The sequence below is a fragment of the Mycobacterium sp. genome, from assembly GCF_049608025.1.
Classification (GTDB): Bacteria; Actinomycetota; Actinomycetes; order Mycobacteriales; family Mycobacteriaceae; genus Mycobacterium.
In genome coordinates this window covers 1-14,791 of record NZ_JBMYXC010000070.1, presented here as the reverse complement: position 1 = coordinate 14,791, position 14,791 = coordinate 1, and the positions used below count along the sequence as shown (strand labels likewise).

General features: G+C 65.5%; 12 protein-coding genes. 5 read left to right on the top strand and 7 right to left on the bottom strand.

Annotated features, from left to right (window positions below; genetic code table 11):
• Positions 1 to 145: 145 nt before the first annotated feature.
• Both ACPGXI_RS16435 and ACPGXI_RS16430 read right to left on the bottom strand, forming a co-directional pair.
• On the bottom strand, positions 146 to 1,360 hold the full coding sequence (locus ACPGXI_RS16435; protein ID WP_526654809.1) for a Rieske 2Fe-2S domain-containing protein: 1,215 nt from the start codon (positions 1,358 to 1,360) through the stop codon (positions 146 to 148).
• A gap of 262 nt (positions 1,361 to 1,622) precedes the next feature.
• Positions 1,623 to 2,432 carry a crotonase/enoyl-CoA hydratase family protein gene (locus tag ACPGXI_RS16430; protein WP_526654807.1) on the bottom strand — a complete coding sequence of 270 codons (810 nt, stop codon included), beginning with the start codon at positions 2,430 to 2,432 and terminating at the stop codon, positions 1,623 to 1,625.
• Positions 2,433 to 2,502: 70 nt separating this feature from the next.
• On the opposite strand from ACPGXI_RS16430, the gene fadD19 reads away from it, so the two are divergent.
• Genes fadD19 through ACPGXI_RS16415 form a run of 3 tightly spaced genes read left to right on the top strand, consistent with a single transcriptional unit; the run spans position 2,503 to position 6,547 of the window.
• Positions 2,503 to 4,161, top strand: a complete 1,659-nt coding sequence (fadD19, locus tag ACPGXI_RS16425; RefSeq protein WP_526654805.1) for a medium/long-chain-fatty-acid--CoA/3-oxocholest-4-en-26-oate--CoA ligase — start codon at positions 2,503 to 2,505, stop codon at positions 4,159 to 4,161.
• Positions 4,161 to 4,994: an amidohydrolase family protein gene (locus tag ACPGXI_RS16420; protein WP_526654803.1), complete on the top strand. Its 834-nt coding sequence runs from the start codon at positions 4,161 to 4,163 to the stop codon at positions 4,992 to 4,994. Before fadD19 ends, ACPGXI_RS16420 begins: the two co-directional genes overlap by 1 nt.
• The gene (locus tag ACPGXI_RS16415) at positions 4,991 to 6,547 is read left to right on the top strand and encodes an acetolactate synthase large subunit (RefSeq protein ID WP_526654801.1); all 1,557 of its coding nucleotides are present in this window, start codon (positions 4,991 to 4,993) and stop codon (positions 6,545 to 6,547) included. Before ACPGXI_RS16420 ends, ACPGXI_RS16415 begins: the two co-directional genes overlap by 4 nt.
• On the opposite strand, the gene ACPGXI_RS16410 is transcribed toward ACPGXI_RS16415, so the two are convergent.
• Genes ACPGXI_RS16410 through ACPGXI_RS16390 form a run of 5 tightly spaced genes read right to left on the bottom strand, consistent with a single transcriptional unit; the run spans position 6,548 to position 13,706 of the window.
• Positions 6,548 to 8,149, bottom strand: coding sequence for an FAD-binding protein (locus ACPGXI_RS16410; protein WP_526654799.1), 1,602 nt, complete (start codon positions 8,147 to 8,149; stop codon positions 6,548 to 6,550).
• A complete protein-coding gene (gene casI, locus ACPGXI_RS16405) occupies positions 8,142 to 9,782 on the bottom strand; it encodes a steroid-22-oyl-CoA synthetase (protein WP_526654811.1) in 1,641 nt (546 codons plus the stop codon). The genes ACPGXI_RS16410 and casI overlap by 8 nt, the downstream gene beginning before the upstream one ends.
• Before the next feature lie 32 nt (positions 9,783 to 9,814).
• Complete coding sequence (fadD17, locus tag ACPGXI_RS16400; RefSeq protein WP_526654797.1) at positions 9,815 to 11,362, bottom strand: long-chain-fatty-acid--CoA ligase FadD17; 1,548 nt, start codon at positions 11,360 to 11,362, stop codon at positions 9,815 to 9,817.
• Between the two features lie 13 nt (positions 11,363 to 11,375).
• On the bottom strand, positions 11,376 to 12,491 hold the full coding sequence (locus ACPGXI_RS16395; RefSeq protein WP_526654795.1) for an acyl-CoA dehydrogenase family protein: 1,116 nt from the start codon (positions 12,489 to 12,491) through the stop codon (positions 11,376 to 11,378).
• A 27-nt stretch (positions 12,492 to 12,518) separates the two neighbouring features.
• Positions 12,519 to 13,706, bottom strand: a complete 1,188-nt coding sequence (locus ACPGXI_RS16390; RefSeq protein ID WP_526654793.1) for an acyl-CoA dehydrogenase family protein — start codon at positions 13,704 to 13,706, stop codon at positions 12,519 to 12,521.
• Between the two features lie 146 nt (positions 13,707 to 13,852).
• Here ACPGXI_RS16390 and ACPGXI_RS16385 point away from each other — a divergent pair, with 146 nt between their 5' ends.
• A complete protein-coding gene (locus tag ACPGXI_RS16385; RefSeq protein ID WP_526654791.1) occupies positions 13,853 to 14,044 on the top strand; it encodes a ferredoxin in 192 nt (63 codons plus the stop codon).
• Positions 14,045 to 14,057: 13 nt separating this feature from the next.
• Positions 14,058 to 14,791 (top strand): 3-oxoacyl-ACP reductase (locus tag ACPGXI_RS16380; RefSeq protein ID WP_526654789.1); only part of this gene is annotated, 734 nt, incomplete at its 3' end.

The following is a 14,791-nucleotide window of genomic DNA, read 5'->3' as shown; positions in this document are numbered from 1 at the left end:
CGCAGCCATCTGTACGAGAACTTCTCCTGAGCGTGGCGGGTCCAACTCGAACTCCTCGACGCGCCACGGCCCCCCGTATTCGCGCAGCACTGCGCCGCGGCTTCTCATCGATTCGCCGCCGGCGTGCGGCCCGGCGCCGGCGTTTTCACAGCCGGACCTCGATGTGTCCTCGGCGCACCCGATGGGGGACCTGGCTGAGGTTGAGGGACTTGATGAAATTGGTCTGGTTGTCGATGTTGGGTCCGATGCAGCGTCCTTCGGCATCGAAGTAGAAGCCGTGAAAGGGGCAGCGAAGGCAGTCGCGGTCGATGACCCCACCGAACCCGAGATGGGCCCCCTGATGCGGACAGAATGCGTCGAAGATCCGCACCGCGCCACCGGCGTCGTGCCGTGCGATCAGTTCCTTGTCATCGACGGTGTAGCGGTGCACGCTTCCCGGCGTCAGGTTCTCAACGGTGTCGAGGGGCCACCAACGGGGTTCTCCAGTGGACGGCTCGGGAGCGGGCGATGCCTGGAAGTCCCTCGGGTAGAAGGTCTTCCCCCAGGCGATCACGTCGCGCAGGGGCTTCTCGGAGGGCAGAAGGCCCGACGCGCCTACGTACTTCCTGTTCGTCCAGATGATCGCGTCGACGTCGAACTCGTTCTTGGTGTAGTTGGCCATCACCCCGGCAAGCAGATCGCAGAGCCGACGTCCTCGGGTAACTGCTTGGAATAACCGCTCGAGGACCGCGGGGAAGGTCGTCGGGTCGATCGCCATCGTGACATAGACCCGGGTGCGATTCTGGCCCTCGGGTGTGAGGCTCACGAGGGCGTTCATCCGGGGCACCCGGGCGCCGGTGGCGCCGACGACCGCGAGGCCCGGGCCGTGATAGACGTAGTCCTGGGTGAGCTCCAGTTTGGGCAGTACCTTAGAGAGCCACCGGATTGTGCGGCGGGTCGAGCATGAGCCGTAACGGAATCGGGTGTCCTGCTTGAGGGTGATGGTGTCGTCGTTCACCACGTGGTCATAGATCTTCGAGTACTCCCACAGGTGCACGGCGCGGAAATGTAGATTGTCCGATCCGTTCTCGACGAAGTCCATGACGTGTGTGTTGTGGAACACGGTCGGCGTGCTGGTCACGTAGGCAGAGTCATAGGGCTCGGCGAACAGGGTGGGGAAGGGGCGATCGGGCTTCAGCAGATCCTCGCCGTACCAGACGAAGAGGACGCCGATCTCGACCACGGCCGTCATCGGGTGCTCGCCCTCGAAGAACACCTCGTACCTGTTCTGGCCGTCCACCAGGGTCGACTCGACGGTGACGAAGGTGTCGAGGAACAGAATCCGAGAGGGTCGCCGCTTCTGGTACTCGGCGACCGGCATCAGGTTGAACCAGGTGTGCAGTCGCTGGGGCCGGGGCCGGGCCGACCCCCGCCGTTTCGACGCCGCCTGCGGTTCTTCAAAGCCGGATGTTCGCAAGAGCCGCTCTCCCGTCCATGGTGCGGTCGCCCGATTCACGTGGGTAGGAACTGGGCTTGAAAATAAGCAATCGATTGATTGCATCAGTATGTTGAACCTGACGAGGGCCGTCAAGCGATCAGAGAATCCTCGGCCGGCGCAGGTGGCGGCCTTGATCGGAGCCGAATTACTTCATCTGGAAGTTGGGCGCGCGCTTCTCCTTGAACGCCCGGGGACCTTCCTTGGCATCCTCGGACAGGAACACCGGGATGCCGTTGGCGGTATCGGGCTTGAAGGCCTCTTCCTCGTGCATGCCCTCGGCCTCGCGGATGGTCTTGAGGATGGCTTGCACGGCAAGCGGGCCGTTGTTGTTGATCACCTCGGCAATCTCTAGAGCCTTCTCCAGTGCGGTTCCGTCGGGTACGACATGGCCGATCAACCCGTACTCCTTGGCCTCGGCTGCGCTGATGTGGCGGCCGGTCAGCAGCAGGTCGCAGGCGACGGTGTAGGGGATCTGACGGGGCAGTCGGACCGCGGAGCCGCCCATCGGGTACAGGCTCCACTTGGCTTCGGAGATGCCGAATTTCGCGCTTTCGCCGGCGATCCGGATATCGGTGCCCTGCAGGATCTCGGTTCCTCCTGCGATGGCGGGGCCCTCGACAGCGGCGATCAGCGGCTTCTTGAGTCGGCGGCCCTTGAGTAGGGCTTCGATCTTCGAGGGGTCGAACGCGCCGCTCTTGAAGGAGTCCCCGGGGGGCGCCTTGGTCGCCGATTTGAGATCCATGCCCGAACAGAAGTAACCGCCTGCGCCGGTGAGGATGCAGGTGCGAATCTCGGGGTCCTCGTCCACGCGGTTCCAGGCCGCGACCATGAGCGAGAGCATCTCGGTGGATAGCGCGTTGCGGGCTTCTGGCCGGTTCAGCGTCAGGATGAGCGTGTGTCCGCGCTGTTCAATGAGGGCGTCGGCGCCCTTTTCGGAGCTTTCCCCGTGACTCAACAGACAGTCCACCTTCCGACATCGTCGCCTCAGACTTGTCTGAAAATGTAACACGTTCTAGTTTAGAGCCGTGGCCTTGAATATCGCCGACCTCGCCGAACATTGCATCGACGCTGTGCCTGATCGCACTGCCCTCATCGGTGGCGACCAACAGTTGACCTATGCCCAGTTGGAGGAGAAGGCCAACCGTCTGGCCCACTACCTCATCGATCAGGGGGTCAGGAAGGGCGACAAAGTCGGCCTCTACTGCCGCAACCGCATTGAAATCGTCATCGCGATGCTGGGCATCGTCAAAGCGGGCGCCATCCTGGTCAACGTGAACTTCCGTTACGTCGAAGGCGAACTCAAGTACCTGTTCGACAACTCCGACATGGTTGCGTTGGTGCACGAACGCCGTTACGCGGACCGCGTCGCCAACGTGCTGCCGGAGACTCCGAACGTCACGACCATCCTCACAGTCGAGGACGGGACCGAGGGATCCGCCGATGATTACCTCAAATACGGTGCGGTGGAGTTTCACTCGGCATTGGCCCAGGGCTCCCCAGAGCGCGATTTCGGCCCGCGCAGCGCCGACGACATCTACCTGCTGTACACCGGTGGTACCACCGGCTTCCCGAAGGGGGTGATGTGGCGCCACGAGGACATTTATCGAGTGCTGTTCGGCGGCACCGATTTCGCTACGGGCGAGCCGATCGCCGACGAATACGACCTGGCCAAGCAGGCCGCGGCCAACCCACCCATGGTCCGTTACCCGATCCCGCCGATGATCCACGGCGCCACCCAGTCGGCCACCTGGATGTCGTTGTTCTCGGGCCAAACCGTCGTCTTGGTGCCGGAATTCGACGCTGACGCGGTATGGCGGACCGTCGCTGAGCACAAGGTGAACCTGTTGTTCTTCACCGGCGACGCGATGGCCCGGCCACTGCTGGACGCGCTGCTGGCAGCGAGTGAACCTGGGGCGGAAGAATACGACCTGTCGTCGCTGTTTCTGCTCGCGAGCACCGCGGCCCTCTTCTCGACCAGCCTCAAGGAGAAATTCCTCGAACTGCTGCCCAACCGGATCATCACCGACTCCATCGGCTCTTCGGAAACGGGATTCGGTGGCACCAGCATTGTCGCCAAGGGGCAGTCGCACACCGGCGGCCCGCGCGTGACCATCGACAAGAACACCGTTGTGCTCGATGATGACGGTCAAGAGGTGACGCCCGGTTCGGGCGTGCGCGGCATCATCGCGAAGCGCGGCCACATCCCGGTCGGCTATTTCAAGGATGAGAAAAAGACTGCGGAAACGTTCAAGACGATCAACGGTGTGCGGTACGCGATTCCGGGCGACTACGCCGAGGTCGAGGCCGACGGCAGCGTGACGATGCTGGGCCGCGGCTCGGTGTCGATCAACAGCGGCGGCGAGAAGATCTACCCCGAAGAGGTGGAGGCCGCACTCAAGGGCCACCCTGACGTGTTCGACGCGCTTGTCGTCGGCGTTCCCGACCCGCGTTACGGACAGCACGTCGCCGCAGTCGTGCAGTCGCGTGAAGGCACCCGGCCGACACTTGCCAGTCTAGATGCCTTTGTGCGCAACGAGATTGCCGGCTACAAGGTGCCGCGCAGCCTGTGGCTGGTTGACCAGGTCAAACGCTCACCAGCAGGCAAGCCAGATTATCGGTGGGCCAAGGACACCACAGAGGAACGACCGGCGGACGATGTGCATACCAAGCATGTGCCTACCTGATGGCGATCGACTCCTGGATGCAGCATCCTACTAAGCGGTTCCTCGAGAACGACATGCTCGCGTCGCTGCGCCGCTGGACCGGTTCGGCCCTGCCGCAGCAAGAGCTTGCCATCGATCTCACGGTTGCCTCGATGGACAGTGCCGGGGTCGATGTCGGGCTGCTGAGCGCGTGGCGCGGCCCCAACGGGCTCGACCTCGTGTCCAACGACGAGGTGGCCGGTTGGGTGCGCGAACACCCCAAACGCTTTGCCGGCCTTGCGGCGGTCGACCTCGACCGTCCGATGGAAGCCGTTCGCGAGCTACGCCGTCGCATCCGCGACGACGGATTCGTAGGTCTGCGGGTGATTCCCTGGCTCTGGCGGCTGCCACCGACAGACCGGCGCTACTATCCGCTGTTCGCCGAATGCATCGAACTCGGGGTTCCTTTTTGTACCCAGGTCGGCCATACCGGGCCGTTGCGTCCGTCCGAGACCGGAAGGCCCATCCCTTACATCGACGAGGTGGCGCTGGACTTTCCGGAGCTGGTCATCGTGTGCGGACACGTCGGGTATCCGTGGACCGAGGAGATGGTCGCCGTCGCTCGCAAGCACGAGAACGTCTACATCGACACCTCGGCCTACACCACCAAGCGCCTGCCTGCCGAACTGGTGTCATTCATGAAGACCGGTACCGGACAACGAAAGGTGCTGTTCGGCACCAACTATCCGATGATCGGGCACTCACACGCCCTGGACGGGCTGGACCAGCTCGGGCTTTCTGCCGCGGCTCGCCAAGACTACCTGCACGACAACGCCAGACGCGTGTTCAGCGCAATCGAGCAGGACTCAGAGTGAACGGCGCTCGCACCCTTCTCACGACCCTCGTCGCCAACGGTGTCGACGTATGTTTCGCCAACCCCGGCACTTCGGAGATGCATTTCGTCGCTGCGCTGGATGCCGTGCCGCAGATGCGCGCCGTGCTGACGTTGTTCGAGGGTGGGGCAACCGGCGCCGCCGACGGTTACGCACGCATGGCCGACCGGCCCGCCGCAGCGCTGCTGCATCTGGGTCCGGGTCTGGGTAATGGTCTGGCCAACCTGCACAACGCGCGCCGGGCCCACACCGGAATGGTCGTCGTCGTCGGTGATCACGCGACTTATCACAAGAAGTACGACGCCCCGCTGGAATCCGATATCGATGCGCTCGCCGGTACCGTGTCCGGGTGGGTGCGCCGCACCGAGCGCGCCGACGACGTAGCAGCTGACGCCACCGATGCCGTTGCCGCCAGTCGTGCCGGCGTGGTGTCGACATTGATCCTGCCCGCCGATGTGTCCTGGACCGCTGATGCGGGCGCCGCACCCGCGGTGCCCGCATCCCAATCGCCGGCTGTTGACGACGACGCCCTCCGCGCCGCGCTGGTTGCGCTGCGTTCCGGGGTGCCGACGGTGATTCTCGTCGGTGGCGATGCGACCCGAAGCCCGGGTCTGGTTGCTGCTGCGCGCATCGCCGAAGCTACCGGGGCCCGGGTGCTGTGTGAGACGTTCCCGGCACGGCTGGAACGTGGGGCGGGTGTACCCGCGATCGAACGGTTGGCGTATTTCGCCGAGGCTGCTGAAGCACAACTGGCCGAAACGGCGCACCTCATCCTGGTCGGCGCGACGTCCCCGGTGTCGTTCTTCGCCTATCCGGGCAAGACCAGCGACCTGGTGCCGGCGGGCTGCCAGGTGCACGTGCTCGCTGCCCATGTCGGCGCCGCGGCGGCACTCGAGCGTCTCGCTGATGATCTCGGGGCCGGCACCACCCCTGCGGTCGCCACGCTGGCACGTCCTGAACTCCCGACGGGACCTCTCAATGCCTTCGCAGTCACCGCGGTCGTGGGCGCACTTCTGCCCGAGGGCGCGATCATCGTCGACGAATCGAACACCGCGGGAGTCGGACTCGCCGCCGCGACAGCGGGAGCTCCGGTCCACGATGTGTTGACCCTGACCGGTGGCGCCATCGGTTACGGAATTCCCGCCGCGGTAGGCGCGGCGATCGCGGCCCCCGGTCGGCCGGTGCTATCGCTGCAGGCTGACGGCTCGGCTATGTACACGATCTCAGCCCTGTGGACGCAGGCACGCGAAAACCTCGACGTGACGACGGTGATCTTCAACAACGGTGCCTACGACATCCTGCGGATCGAGTTGCAGCGTGTCGGCGCGGCCAGCGCGGACCAGCCGGGTCCCAAGGCGCTGGACTTGCTCGATCTGGGCAGTCCGACAATGGATTTCGTCAAGATCGCAGAAGGCATGGGCGTTCCCGCCCGGCGGGCCACGACCATCGGCGAGTTCGCAGCCGCGTTGGCCGACGCACTCGCCGAACGTGGGCCGCACCTGATCGAAGCCGTTATCCCCTCGTTTGCCGATTGATCACCGGGCGCCGGCCCGAGAGTGAACGTCCGCTGCTGCTGCCATGTCGAGTACGGCCAGATGGCTGAAGACCATGCTGGTGCCGATCGGGTTGCCGCCCCCTGGGTAGGCAGTGCCACTCGGTGCTGCCATCGTGTTGCCGGCCGCGTACAGGCCCGGGATCACCTTGTCCGCCGTGTCGAGCACCCGCGCTGCCTGATCGGTGCGCAATCCGCCCTTGGTGCCGAGATCCGAGACCCCAAATGCGGCAGCATGAAACGGTGCCTGTTCGATCGCGTAAAGCGGGGGGCGGCCGCCGGAGAACGCGCGGTCATATGGTTCGTCTCCGCGGCCGAAGTCGTCGTCGCTGCCGCGCCGGGCAAGTTCGTTGAACCGCGCCACCGTCTGCACCAAGTTCTGCGGGGGGACGCCGATGCTCGCGGCGAGTTCCTCCAGAGTGTCCGCGGTGCGCCATAGCCCGGCGGCGACGTACTCCTGCGGATCGACCAACGAGACGTTGGTCGCCTTGACCGGTGGAACGCTCGTGGTTCCATCGGCCCCCTTGCTGGCGTCGTCGTAGATCATCCAGTACGGCAATGTGACGCGCCCATCTGCGATGGCGGCCAGCACATCTCGACCGAGTCGGTCGTAGGCCGCCGATTCGTTGACGAACCGCCTGCCTGAGTCGTCGACGAATATCCCGCCGGTGAACCACAGCGCGAAGGCGGAGGAACCGTCGGGATGGGTCAGGCCCGGTGACCACCACGCCTGCTCCATCAGATCGGTGTCGGCGCCCACGGCCATCGCTGCTGAGTGTGCCAGACCGCGATTGCCCCACGGCCCCATTGTGTCTCGCGAAACTCCCGGCACACCGTGTTCGGCCCGCATTTCGTCGTTGTGCTCGAAGCCGCCGGCGGCCAGCAGGACCCCGCGCCGAGCCCGGATTCTGCTGCGCTGCCCGCCTGATTCAACGACGGCGCCGATGACCGCGCCGTCCTCGATGACCAGTTCGATCAGCGTCGTGTTCAATCGGGCCGACGCGTGGGCGAACCTCCGCGTCGCGATCAAGAAGCGAGCGATCAGCGCGCGACCGCCCACGAAGTAGTCTTCGGGTGTCGGCCGTCCGAGGCGGTCGGTGTCCAGGGGCCCACGAATGAGTTCGCGTAGATCGGGCGCGGCCGCGACCTTGAGGGCCTTGGCGGCGATGTGCCGCATGCCGTCGGCGCGCGCCTTCGGCGCTTTGCCGAAGTAGTCGGGCCAGGGCAGCAGCGTGAACTTGATCTGGCCGTCGGACTCGAGGTACTCGACCAGTGGTGCACCACCGCGAACGTAGGTTTCCTGAAGGGCGCGGGGGGTTCGGTCCCCGACCACTGCGGTGTAGTACTCCAGTGCGTCCTCGATGCTGTCTTCGGTACCCGCGCGTAGTAGAACCGGGTTGCAGGGGAACCACATTCCGCCCCCGCCCGAGTATGCCGTGGTACCACCGAATTTCTCGGTGGCCTCGACCAAGACGACCTCGAGGCCTTCCCGGGCGGCGGTGTACGCCCCGGTGACTCCACCCGCGCCCGAACCGGCGACCAGCACATCGGTGGTCTCATCCCATTCGGCCGCCGTGTCAGACATCGTGCTTCCTTCCATGCTCGGCGAATTCCGCGTCCAGGGCGTGTCGACCACTGTCGGTCAGCAATCGGTAGTCCGGCCGTCCGCGACCCGCCCAGCGATAGACAGGCTCGTCGGTATGCCAGCGTTGCGCCTGAAGATCGCGTTTGAGGACTTTGTTGGAGCCAGTCGCTGGGAGGTCGGCGGAGACCCGAATCAACCGTGGAATCCCCTTGGTGCCCAGGTCATCCTGCTCAGCCAGGAAGGCGGCGAACTTCTGGATGTCGAAGCTCTGAGGGTCGGCGACCTCGAGGGCTGCCATCACCTGGTCACCTGAGCGCGGGTCGGGGACGGCGTAGACCGCGGCCGTTATCACTTCGGGGTGGCGACGGACAACGTGCTCGATGTTCAGTGCCGAGGTGTTCTCCCCGTCCACTCGGATCCAGTCGCCGCGCCGTCCGGCGAAGTACAGGAAACCCTCGGTGTCGATGTACCCCAGGTCGCCGGACCAGTACCAGCCGTTGCGAACCCGTTCGGCGTCTGCGGCCTCATTGCGATAGTAACCCTCGAAATCGCCTGCCCCCCGCTGGTCGACGATCTCACCGATCGCCTCATCGGTGTTGAGCACCCGTCCCCGAATATCGAGAACTGCAGCTGGGCAACGTTTCTGCGTCAGCGGATTGACGATCGCGACATCGGGATGCCTGGGCCGACCGAGCGCGCCGGCAGGTGCCGCGGGATCGGCCGTGGCCACCGCACCGCCTTCGCTGGAGCCGTAGCCCTCGTAGAGTTCGGCGCCGAACCGTCGGCGGAATTCGGCCTGATCCCCAGGGGAGGCTTCGGTGCCGAAACCTCGTGTCAATGTGTTGTCGGCATCGTCGGGCTGTTCGGGGGTGGCCATCAGGTAGCCCAGAGCCTTGCCGACATAGGTAAAGAATGTGGCACCGAAATACCGCACGTCCGGAAGAAACTCCGCCGCGCTGAATTTGGGTGCCAGACACACTGTGGCGCCGTTGGCCAAGGCGGGTGCCCACAGTGCCATGAGGGCGTTGCCGTGGAACAGGGGCATGCAACAGTAGTCGACGTCGTCGCGGCGGTGGCCGTACTTGTCGGTCGCCGCGTAAGCGATTCGCGCCAGGCGGCCCTGACTGCATTTGACGGCCTTGGAGACTCCCGTTGTCCCGGAGGTGAAGAGCAGGAGAAACAACGACCGACCGTCGACTCCGGGCGTCACGGCCGGGTCCACCCGGCACGCCTGGATGCGCCGGTGGTACTCGGCATCGGCAGTGAGCTGAAACCGGGAGGGTGCGAGGCCGTGGTCAAGGTCCTGCAGCCGACGCATGCCGCGCGCATCGGTGACGATCAACTGGCAGTCCGCATGCCGAATATCTGCGGCGAGTGCGGCGGAACCGCGGGTCGGGTTCAGCCCAACGACGGTCGCCCCCGCCAATGCGGCCGCACCGAGCCAGAATACGAATTCCGGCACGTTGTCGAGCAGGACGCCGACGTGGAAGGGTTCCGCGCTGAACTTCTCGTCGCGCAGTGCCTGTGCGAGGGCCGCGCGTGCCGCCGATTCCCCCACCACCTGGTCCCACGTCCAGTCGCGGTCACGGGTTCGCAACCCCAGGCGTTGGTCCCCGCGTCGGTCGAGCAGCATGGCGGCTACATCGGTGCGGTCCGCACGCGGCGTCACGGTCGCATGATCCGGTACACGGGGTCCGGGCAATCGGTGCCCTCGGCAGAGAGTTGCCGTTTGAGGACCTTGAAGGTCTGGGTGTGTGGCAGCGCCGTTCCGACTCGCACGAAGGCGGGCCACTGCTTGGGGCCCAGATCGGCCTGGCTGCCGAGGAACTCGGTGAATGCTGCGGGGTCGAAGACGATGCCCTCCGGCACAACCAGTGCTGCCATCACCTGATCGCCCACTGACGGATCGGGAATCGGATATACCGCCGCCTCGGTGATTCCGGGATAGCGCATCAATATTCGCTCGATGGGCGCGGTGCCGAGGTTCTCCCCATCGACGCGCATCCAGTCACCCAGCCGGCCGGCGAAATAGGCGAACCCGGCCTCGTCCCGGTAGGCCAGGTCACCGCTGTGGTATACACCGCCGCTCATGCGTTCGCTCTCGGCATTGGGATCCTTGTAGTAGCCCCGGAACTGCCCGCGCCCTTCGGTGTTGACCAACTCGCCGATGACGCCCGGGGCGCACTCGGCGCCGCTGTCGACATCGATGATCGTCACCCCGTCCGCCAAAGGCCCCAACGCGCCCTCAGGGGTGTCGGGAGTGCGGGCGATGGCCACTCCACCCTCGCTGGAACCGAAACCGTCGACCACCATCACCGCGAACCGCCGCGCGAAGCGGCCCAGATCCCGCGGGGCGCCCTCGTTGCCGTAGGCGATTTTCAGCGGATTGTCGGAGTCGTCCGGACGCTCGGGAGTGGCCAGGATGTACGACAGCGGTTTCCCGACGTAATTGGCGTAGGTCGCGCCGAAACGGCGAACATCAGGAATGAACCGGGACGCGGAGAATTTGCGTCGCAACGCGATCGACCCGCCGGCGGCTACCGCCGGCGCCCATCCCGCCATGATCGCGTTGGAATGGAATAGCGGCATCGACAGGTAGAAGGTGTCAGTGGAGCTCAGATTGAGCCGCTGGGCGAGCATGGCTCCGGGGAACGCCACCTTCTCGTGGGTGCAGCGCACCGCCTTCGGGTCGCCGCTGGTGCCAGAGGTGAAGATCAACATGAACAGGTCGTCGGGATCGGCGCCGCGAAACTCGACCGGTGTTTGAGTGAAGCCGCTCAGTTCATCGGCGAATTGCCGGGATTCGGTGTCGAGGACGGGAGCGCTGCCCGATGCGGTGACTGGGTGGTCCACTGCCTCCGGGTCGTCGGCGAGCACCAGTTGGCAGTCGGCGTGTTCGATATCTCGCACCAGGGCTGCACCCCTGCGTGTCGGGTTCAGTCCGACGGGCACGATCCCGGACAGAGCGGCGGCGACCAGCACGGTGCAGAAGAAGGGGGTATTGCCGGCAAGCACGCCTACATGGGGAGGCCGACCGGGATCCAGTCGTGCCCGAAGCAATGCCGCGAGGTTGGCCCCGTCCTGAATGTGTTTGCGCCAACTGACGAATGACACCGTCGAGTCGGCGGTGTCGATCGCGTGCACGCCCCGGTCGTCGACGTCTACCAGGGGTGTCAGCAGACCTGTGACGGTCGGTAGGAGAGGGGCGGCCACTGCGGGGGACGATTCAGGCCGGTGTGTCGGCCAGTTCGCGACCGATCGCCAGCAGTGCACCGGTTGCGGCGCCCAACGCGAACTCGGACTGCTTGGCGACCAGGAAGTATCGGTGCACCGGGTGGTCGGTGTCGATTCCCACCCCACCATGCACGTGCACCGCCGTGTGCGCCACCCGGTGACCGGCTTCGGCCGCCCAGAACGCCGCAGAGCGGATATCCACATCGGCTGGTAGGTCCTCGGACAGTCGCCAGGCGGCCTGGGTCAGCGTCAACCGCAGTCCCTTGACGTCGATGTAGGCGTCTGCCAGGCGCGCCGACACGGCCTGGAAGCTGCCGATCGGCCTGTCGAACTGTTCGCGCTCGCGCGCGTAGAGCGCGGTGAGCTCCAGCGCTCGGTCCACCACTCCCAGTTGGAAGGCCGCGGCGCCCAGCAACTGGTGGCTGTCGAGCCAGCCGAGTACCGCAGACCCGGTCGAATCCGCATCGCCGCCGACCACCCGACTCTGGCCCACCTCGACGGCGCGCAGTTCGAGGTGCCCGACGCTGCCGAGTCCGGTGGTGCTCAATGGCGTGGCGGTAACTCCCGGATCCTCGGCGGAGATGACGAATACCTTGGTCCCCGAGTCGGTTTCGGCCGGCACCAGGAACGCATCCGCCGCCGGCCCGTAGGGAACCTGGGTCCGGGTGCCGGTCAGCCGGTATCCCGCCCCGCCGGCCCGAGCCTGGACCGGGCCGTCGCCCATCTCGCCGGCCAACGCCACGGTGAGGATCTTCTGACCGTTGACAGCGGGCACCGCCCATTGCTGCTGCAGCTCCGCGGAGCCGAACTCGGCCAACGCGCACGCAGCCACCATCACCGATTCCAGGTAAGGCACCGCGGCCAGTTGCCTGCCGAGCGCTTCAAGGACGGCCGTCTGCTCTAGTACGCCATATCCGCTGCCCCCCAACGACTCCGGGGCTGCCGCCGACAGCACATCGGCATCAATGAGCTTGGACCACAGATCGCGGTCGAAGCGGTTCTGGGCGCTGTCGAGCTCGCGCTGATGCTCTGGCGTGCACACCGCTTCGGTGATGGCGCGGACCAGTCCACTCAAGTCCTCTGACGCTTCTGGGTGTGAAAAGTCCATCGAAAGCCTCCTTGTGGGCTTCTTCTCTTACCTGTTGACCCGGGGCAGGCCGAGCGCGACCATCCCGATGATGTCTCTTTGGATCTCGTTGGTGCCGCCGCCGAAGGTAAGGATCAGGCAGGACCGGTGCATGCGTTCGATGCGCCCGCGCAACAGGGCGCCGGGCGAATCGGTACGCAGCGTCGCGGCGGTACCCAGCACCTCCATCAGCAGGCGGTAGGCCTCGGTGGCCAACTCGGTGCCATAGACCTTCGCCGCCGAGGCGTCAGCCGGTGACGGGGCGGCGTCACTGGATGCCAGCTCCCAGTTGATCAGCTTGAGGACCTCGGCCTTGGCGTGCACCCGGGCCAGGTTGAGCTGCACCCACTCTGAGTCGATCAGTCGCTTGCCGCACCCGTCTTTGGTGTTCTGCGCCCACTCGCGAACACCGCCCAACGCCGAGAAGATCGGTTGTGCCGAGACCAGAGCGACACGCTCATGGTTGAGCTGGTTGGTGACCAGCTTCCAGCCGGCGTTCTCCTCACCGACCAGGTTGCTGATCGGCACCCGCACGTCCTGGTAGTAGGTAGCGCTGGTGTCGACGCCCGACATCGTGTGCACCGGTGTCCACGAGAAGCCCTCGGCGGTGGTCGGCACGATCAGCATCGAGATGCCCCGGTGCTTCTTGGCTTCGGGGTTGGTGCGTACGGCGAGCCAGACATAGTCGGCGTAGGCGATCAGGCTGGTCCACATTTTCTGCCCGTTGATGATGTAGTCACCATCGCCGGAGCCGTCGCGGACGGCGGTGGTGCGCAGAGCCGCCAGGTCGGTACCGGCGCCGGGCTCGGAGTAGCCGATCGAGAAGTGCAGCTCACCTGCGGCGATCTTGGGCAGGAAGAACTTCTTCTGTTCCTCGGTGCCGAAAGCCATGATCGTGGGCGCGACGCTGTTGATGGTCAGGAACGGCACCGGGACGTTGGCGATGGAGGCTTCGTCGTTGAAGATCAGCCCGTCCATCGGTGGGCGGGCCTGGCCGCCGAACTGCTCGGGCCAGGACAGCGTCAGCCAACCGTCCTTGCCCATCTGTGCGACGGTGTCGCGGTAGACACTCCCGCGCCCCATCTCGCCGTCGTTGGATGCCAGCGCCTCGGTGCGCTCGGGCGTCATCAGCTTGGTGAAGTACGCACGCAGTTCGCGGCGCAACTCCTCCTGCTCGGTGGTGTAGCCGATTCGCATCGTGCTGTCCTCACTTCTCTGCGTCCCCTAATCTGGGCACGTAGGGGTAAATCTGGGCACCTAGGGATACCTCAGGCCCTTCCCGGTTGTAACACGTTCTAGTCTTGGGGTCCAGAGTGGTGTCACACTACGGGCAGGAGGATTTCATGCGAGTGCAAGTGGATCATGACCGTTGCGAGGGCAACGCGGTCTGTGTGGGAATAGCCCCGGACCTGTTCGACCTCGATGACGAGGACTATGCGGTGGTGAAGGCCGACCCGGTCCCCGCTGAGGAGGAGGCGGTGGCCGAACAAGCCATCGCTGAATGTCCGCGCGCCGCTCTGATCCGCCGCGACTAGAGGTATTCGTATCTTGACCCGTTTAGAAGACGCGAGCACTGAAGATCTGTCCGGGCACGTTGCCGTCGTCACCGGAGCCGCCGCAGGACTGGGCCGCGCGGAGGCCATCGGGCTGGCTCGCGCCGGAGCGGTGGTCGTCGTCAACGACATCGCCCCCGCACTGGACAGATCCGACGTTCTCGACGAGATCGCGGCGGCCGGTTCCAGGGCCGTCGCGGTGGCCGGCGACATCAGCGAACGGTCCACCGCAGATGAGTTGGTCGGGACCGCTGATCGGCTCGGCGGACTGAACATCGTCGTCAACAACGCGGGGATCACCCGCGACCGGATCCTGTTCAACATGACCGACGAAGAGTGGGACGCGGTCATCGCCGTGCACCTTCGCGGTCACTTTCTGCTGACGCGCAACGCCGCCACCTACTGGCGTTCGAAGGCCAAACAGGCCGGCGTCGGTGGGGCGAACGGCACGGTGTACGGCCGGATCATCAACACGTCCTCGGAGGCCGGCCTGTCCGGTCCCGTCGGGCAGCCCAACTATGGAGCGGCCAAGGCGGGCATCACTGCTTTGACGTTGTCTGCGGCCCGCGCGCTCGGACGCTTCGGTGTGCGCGCCAATGCGATCGCCCCGCGCGCCCGCACGGCGATGACGGCCGGGGTGTTCGGCGACGCACCCGAACTGCCCGAGGGTGCGGTGGATCCGTTGTCACCCGAGCACGTCGTCAAACTGGTGTGCTTCCTGGCATCCCC

Bases quoted from the DNA above. Each gene is read 5' to 3' on its own strand.
- ACPGXI_RS16410 (WP_526654799.1), bottom strand. From the start codon at position 8,149: ATGTCTGACACGGCGGCCGAATGGGATGAGACCACCGATGTGCTGGTC.
- ACPGXI_RS16420 (WP_526654803.1), top strand. From the start codon at position 4,161: ATGGCGATCGACTCCTGGATGCAGCATCCTACTAAGCGGTTCCTCGAG.
- ACPGXI_RS16435 (WP_526654809.1), bottom strand. From the start codon at position 1,360: ATGCCGGTCGCCGAGTACCAGAAGCGGCGACCCTCTCGGATTCTGTTC.
- ACPGXI_RS16395 (WP_526654795.1), bottom strand. From the start codon at position 12,491: ATGGACTTTTCACACCCAGAAGCGTCAGAGGACTTGAGTGGACTGGTC.
- ACPGXI_RS16390 (WP_526654793.1), bottom strand. From the start codon at position 13,706: ATGCGAATCGGCTACACCACCGAGCAGGAGGAGTTGCGCCGCGAACTG.
- ACPGXI_RS16385 (WP_526654791.1), top strand. From the start codon at position 13,853: ATGCGAGTGCAAGTGGATCATGACCGTTGCGAGGGCAACGCGGTCTGT.
- casI (WP_526654811.1), bottom strand. From the start codon at position 9,782: ATGCTGCTCGACCGACGCGGGGACCAACGCCTGGGGTTGCGAACCCGT.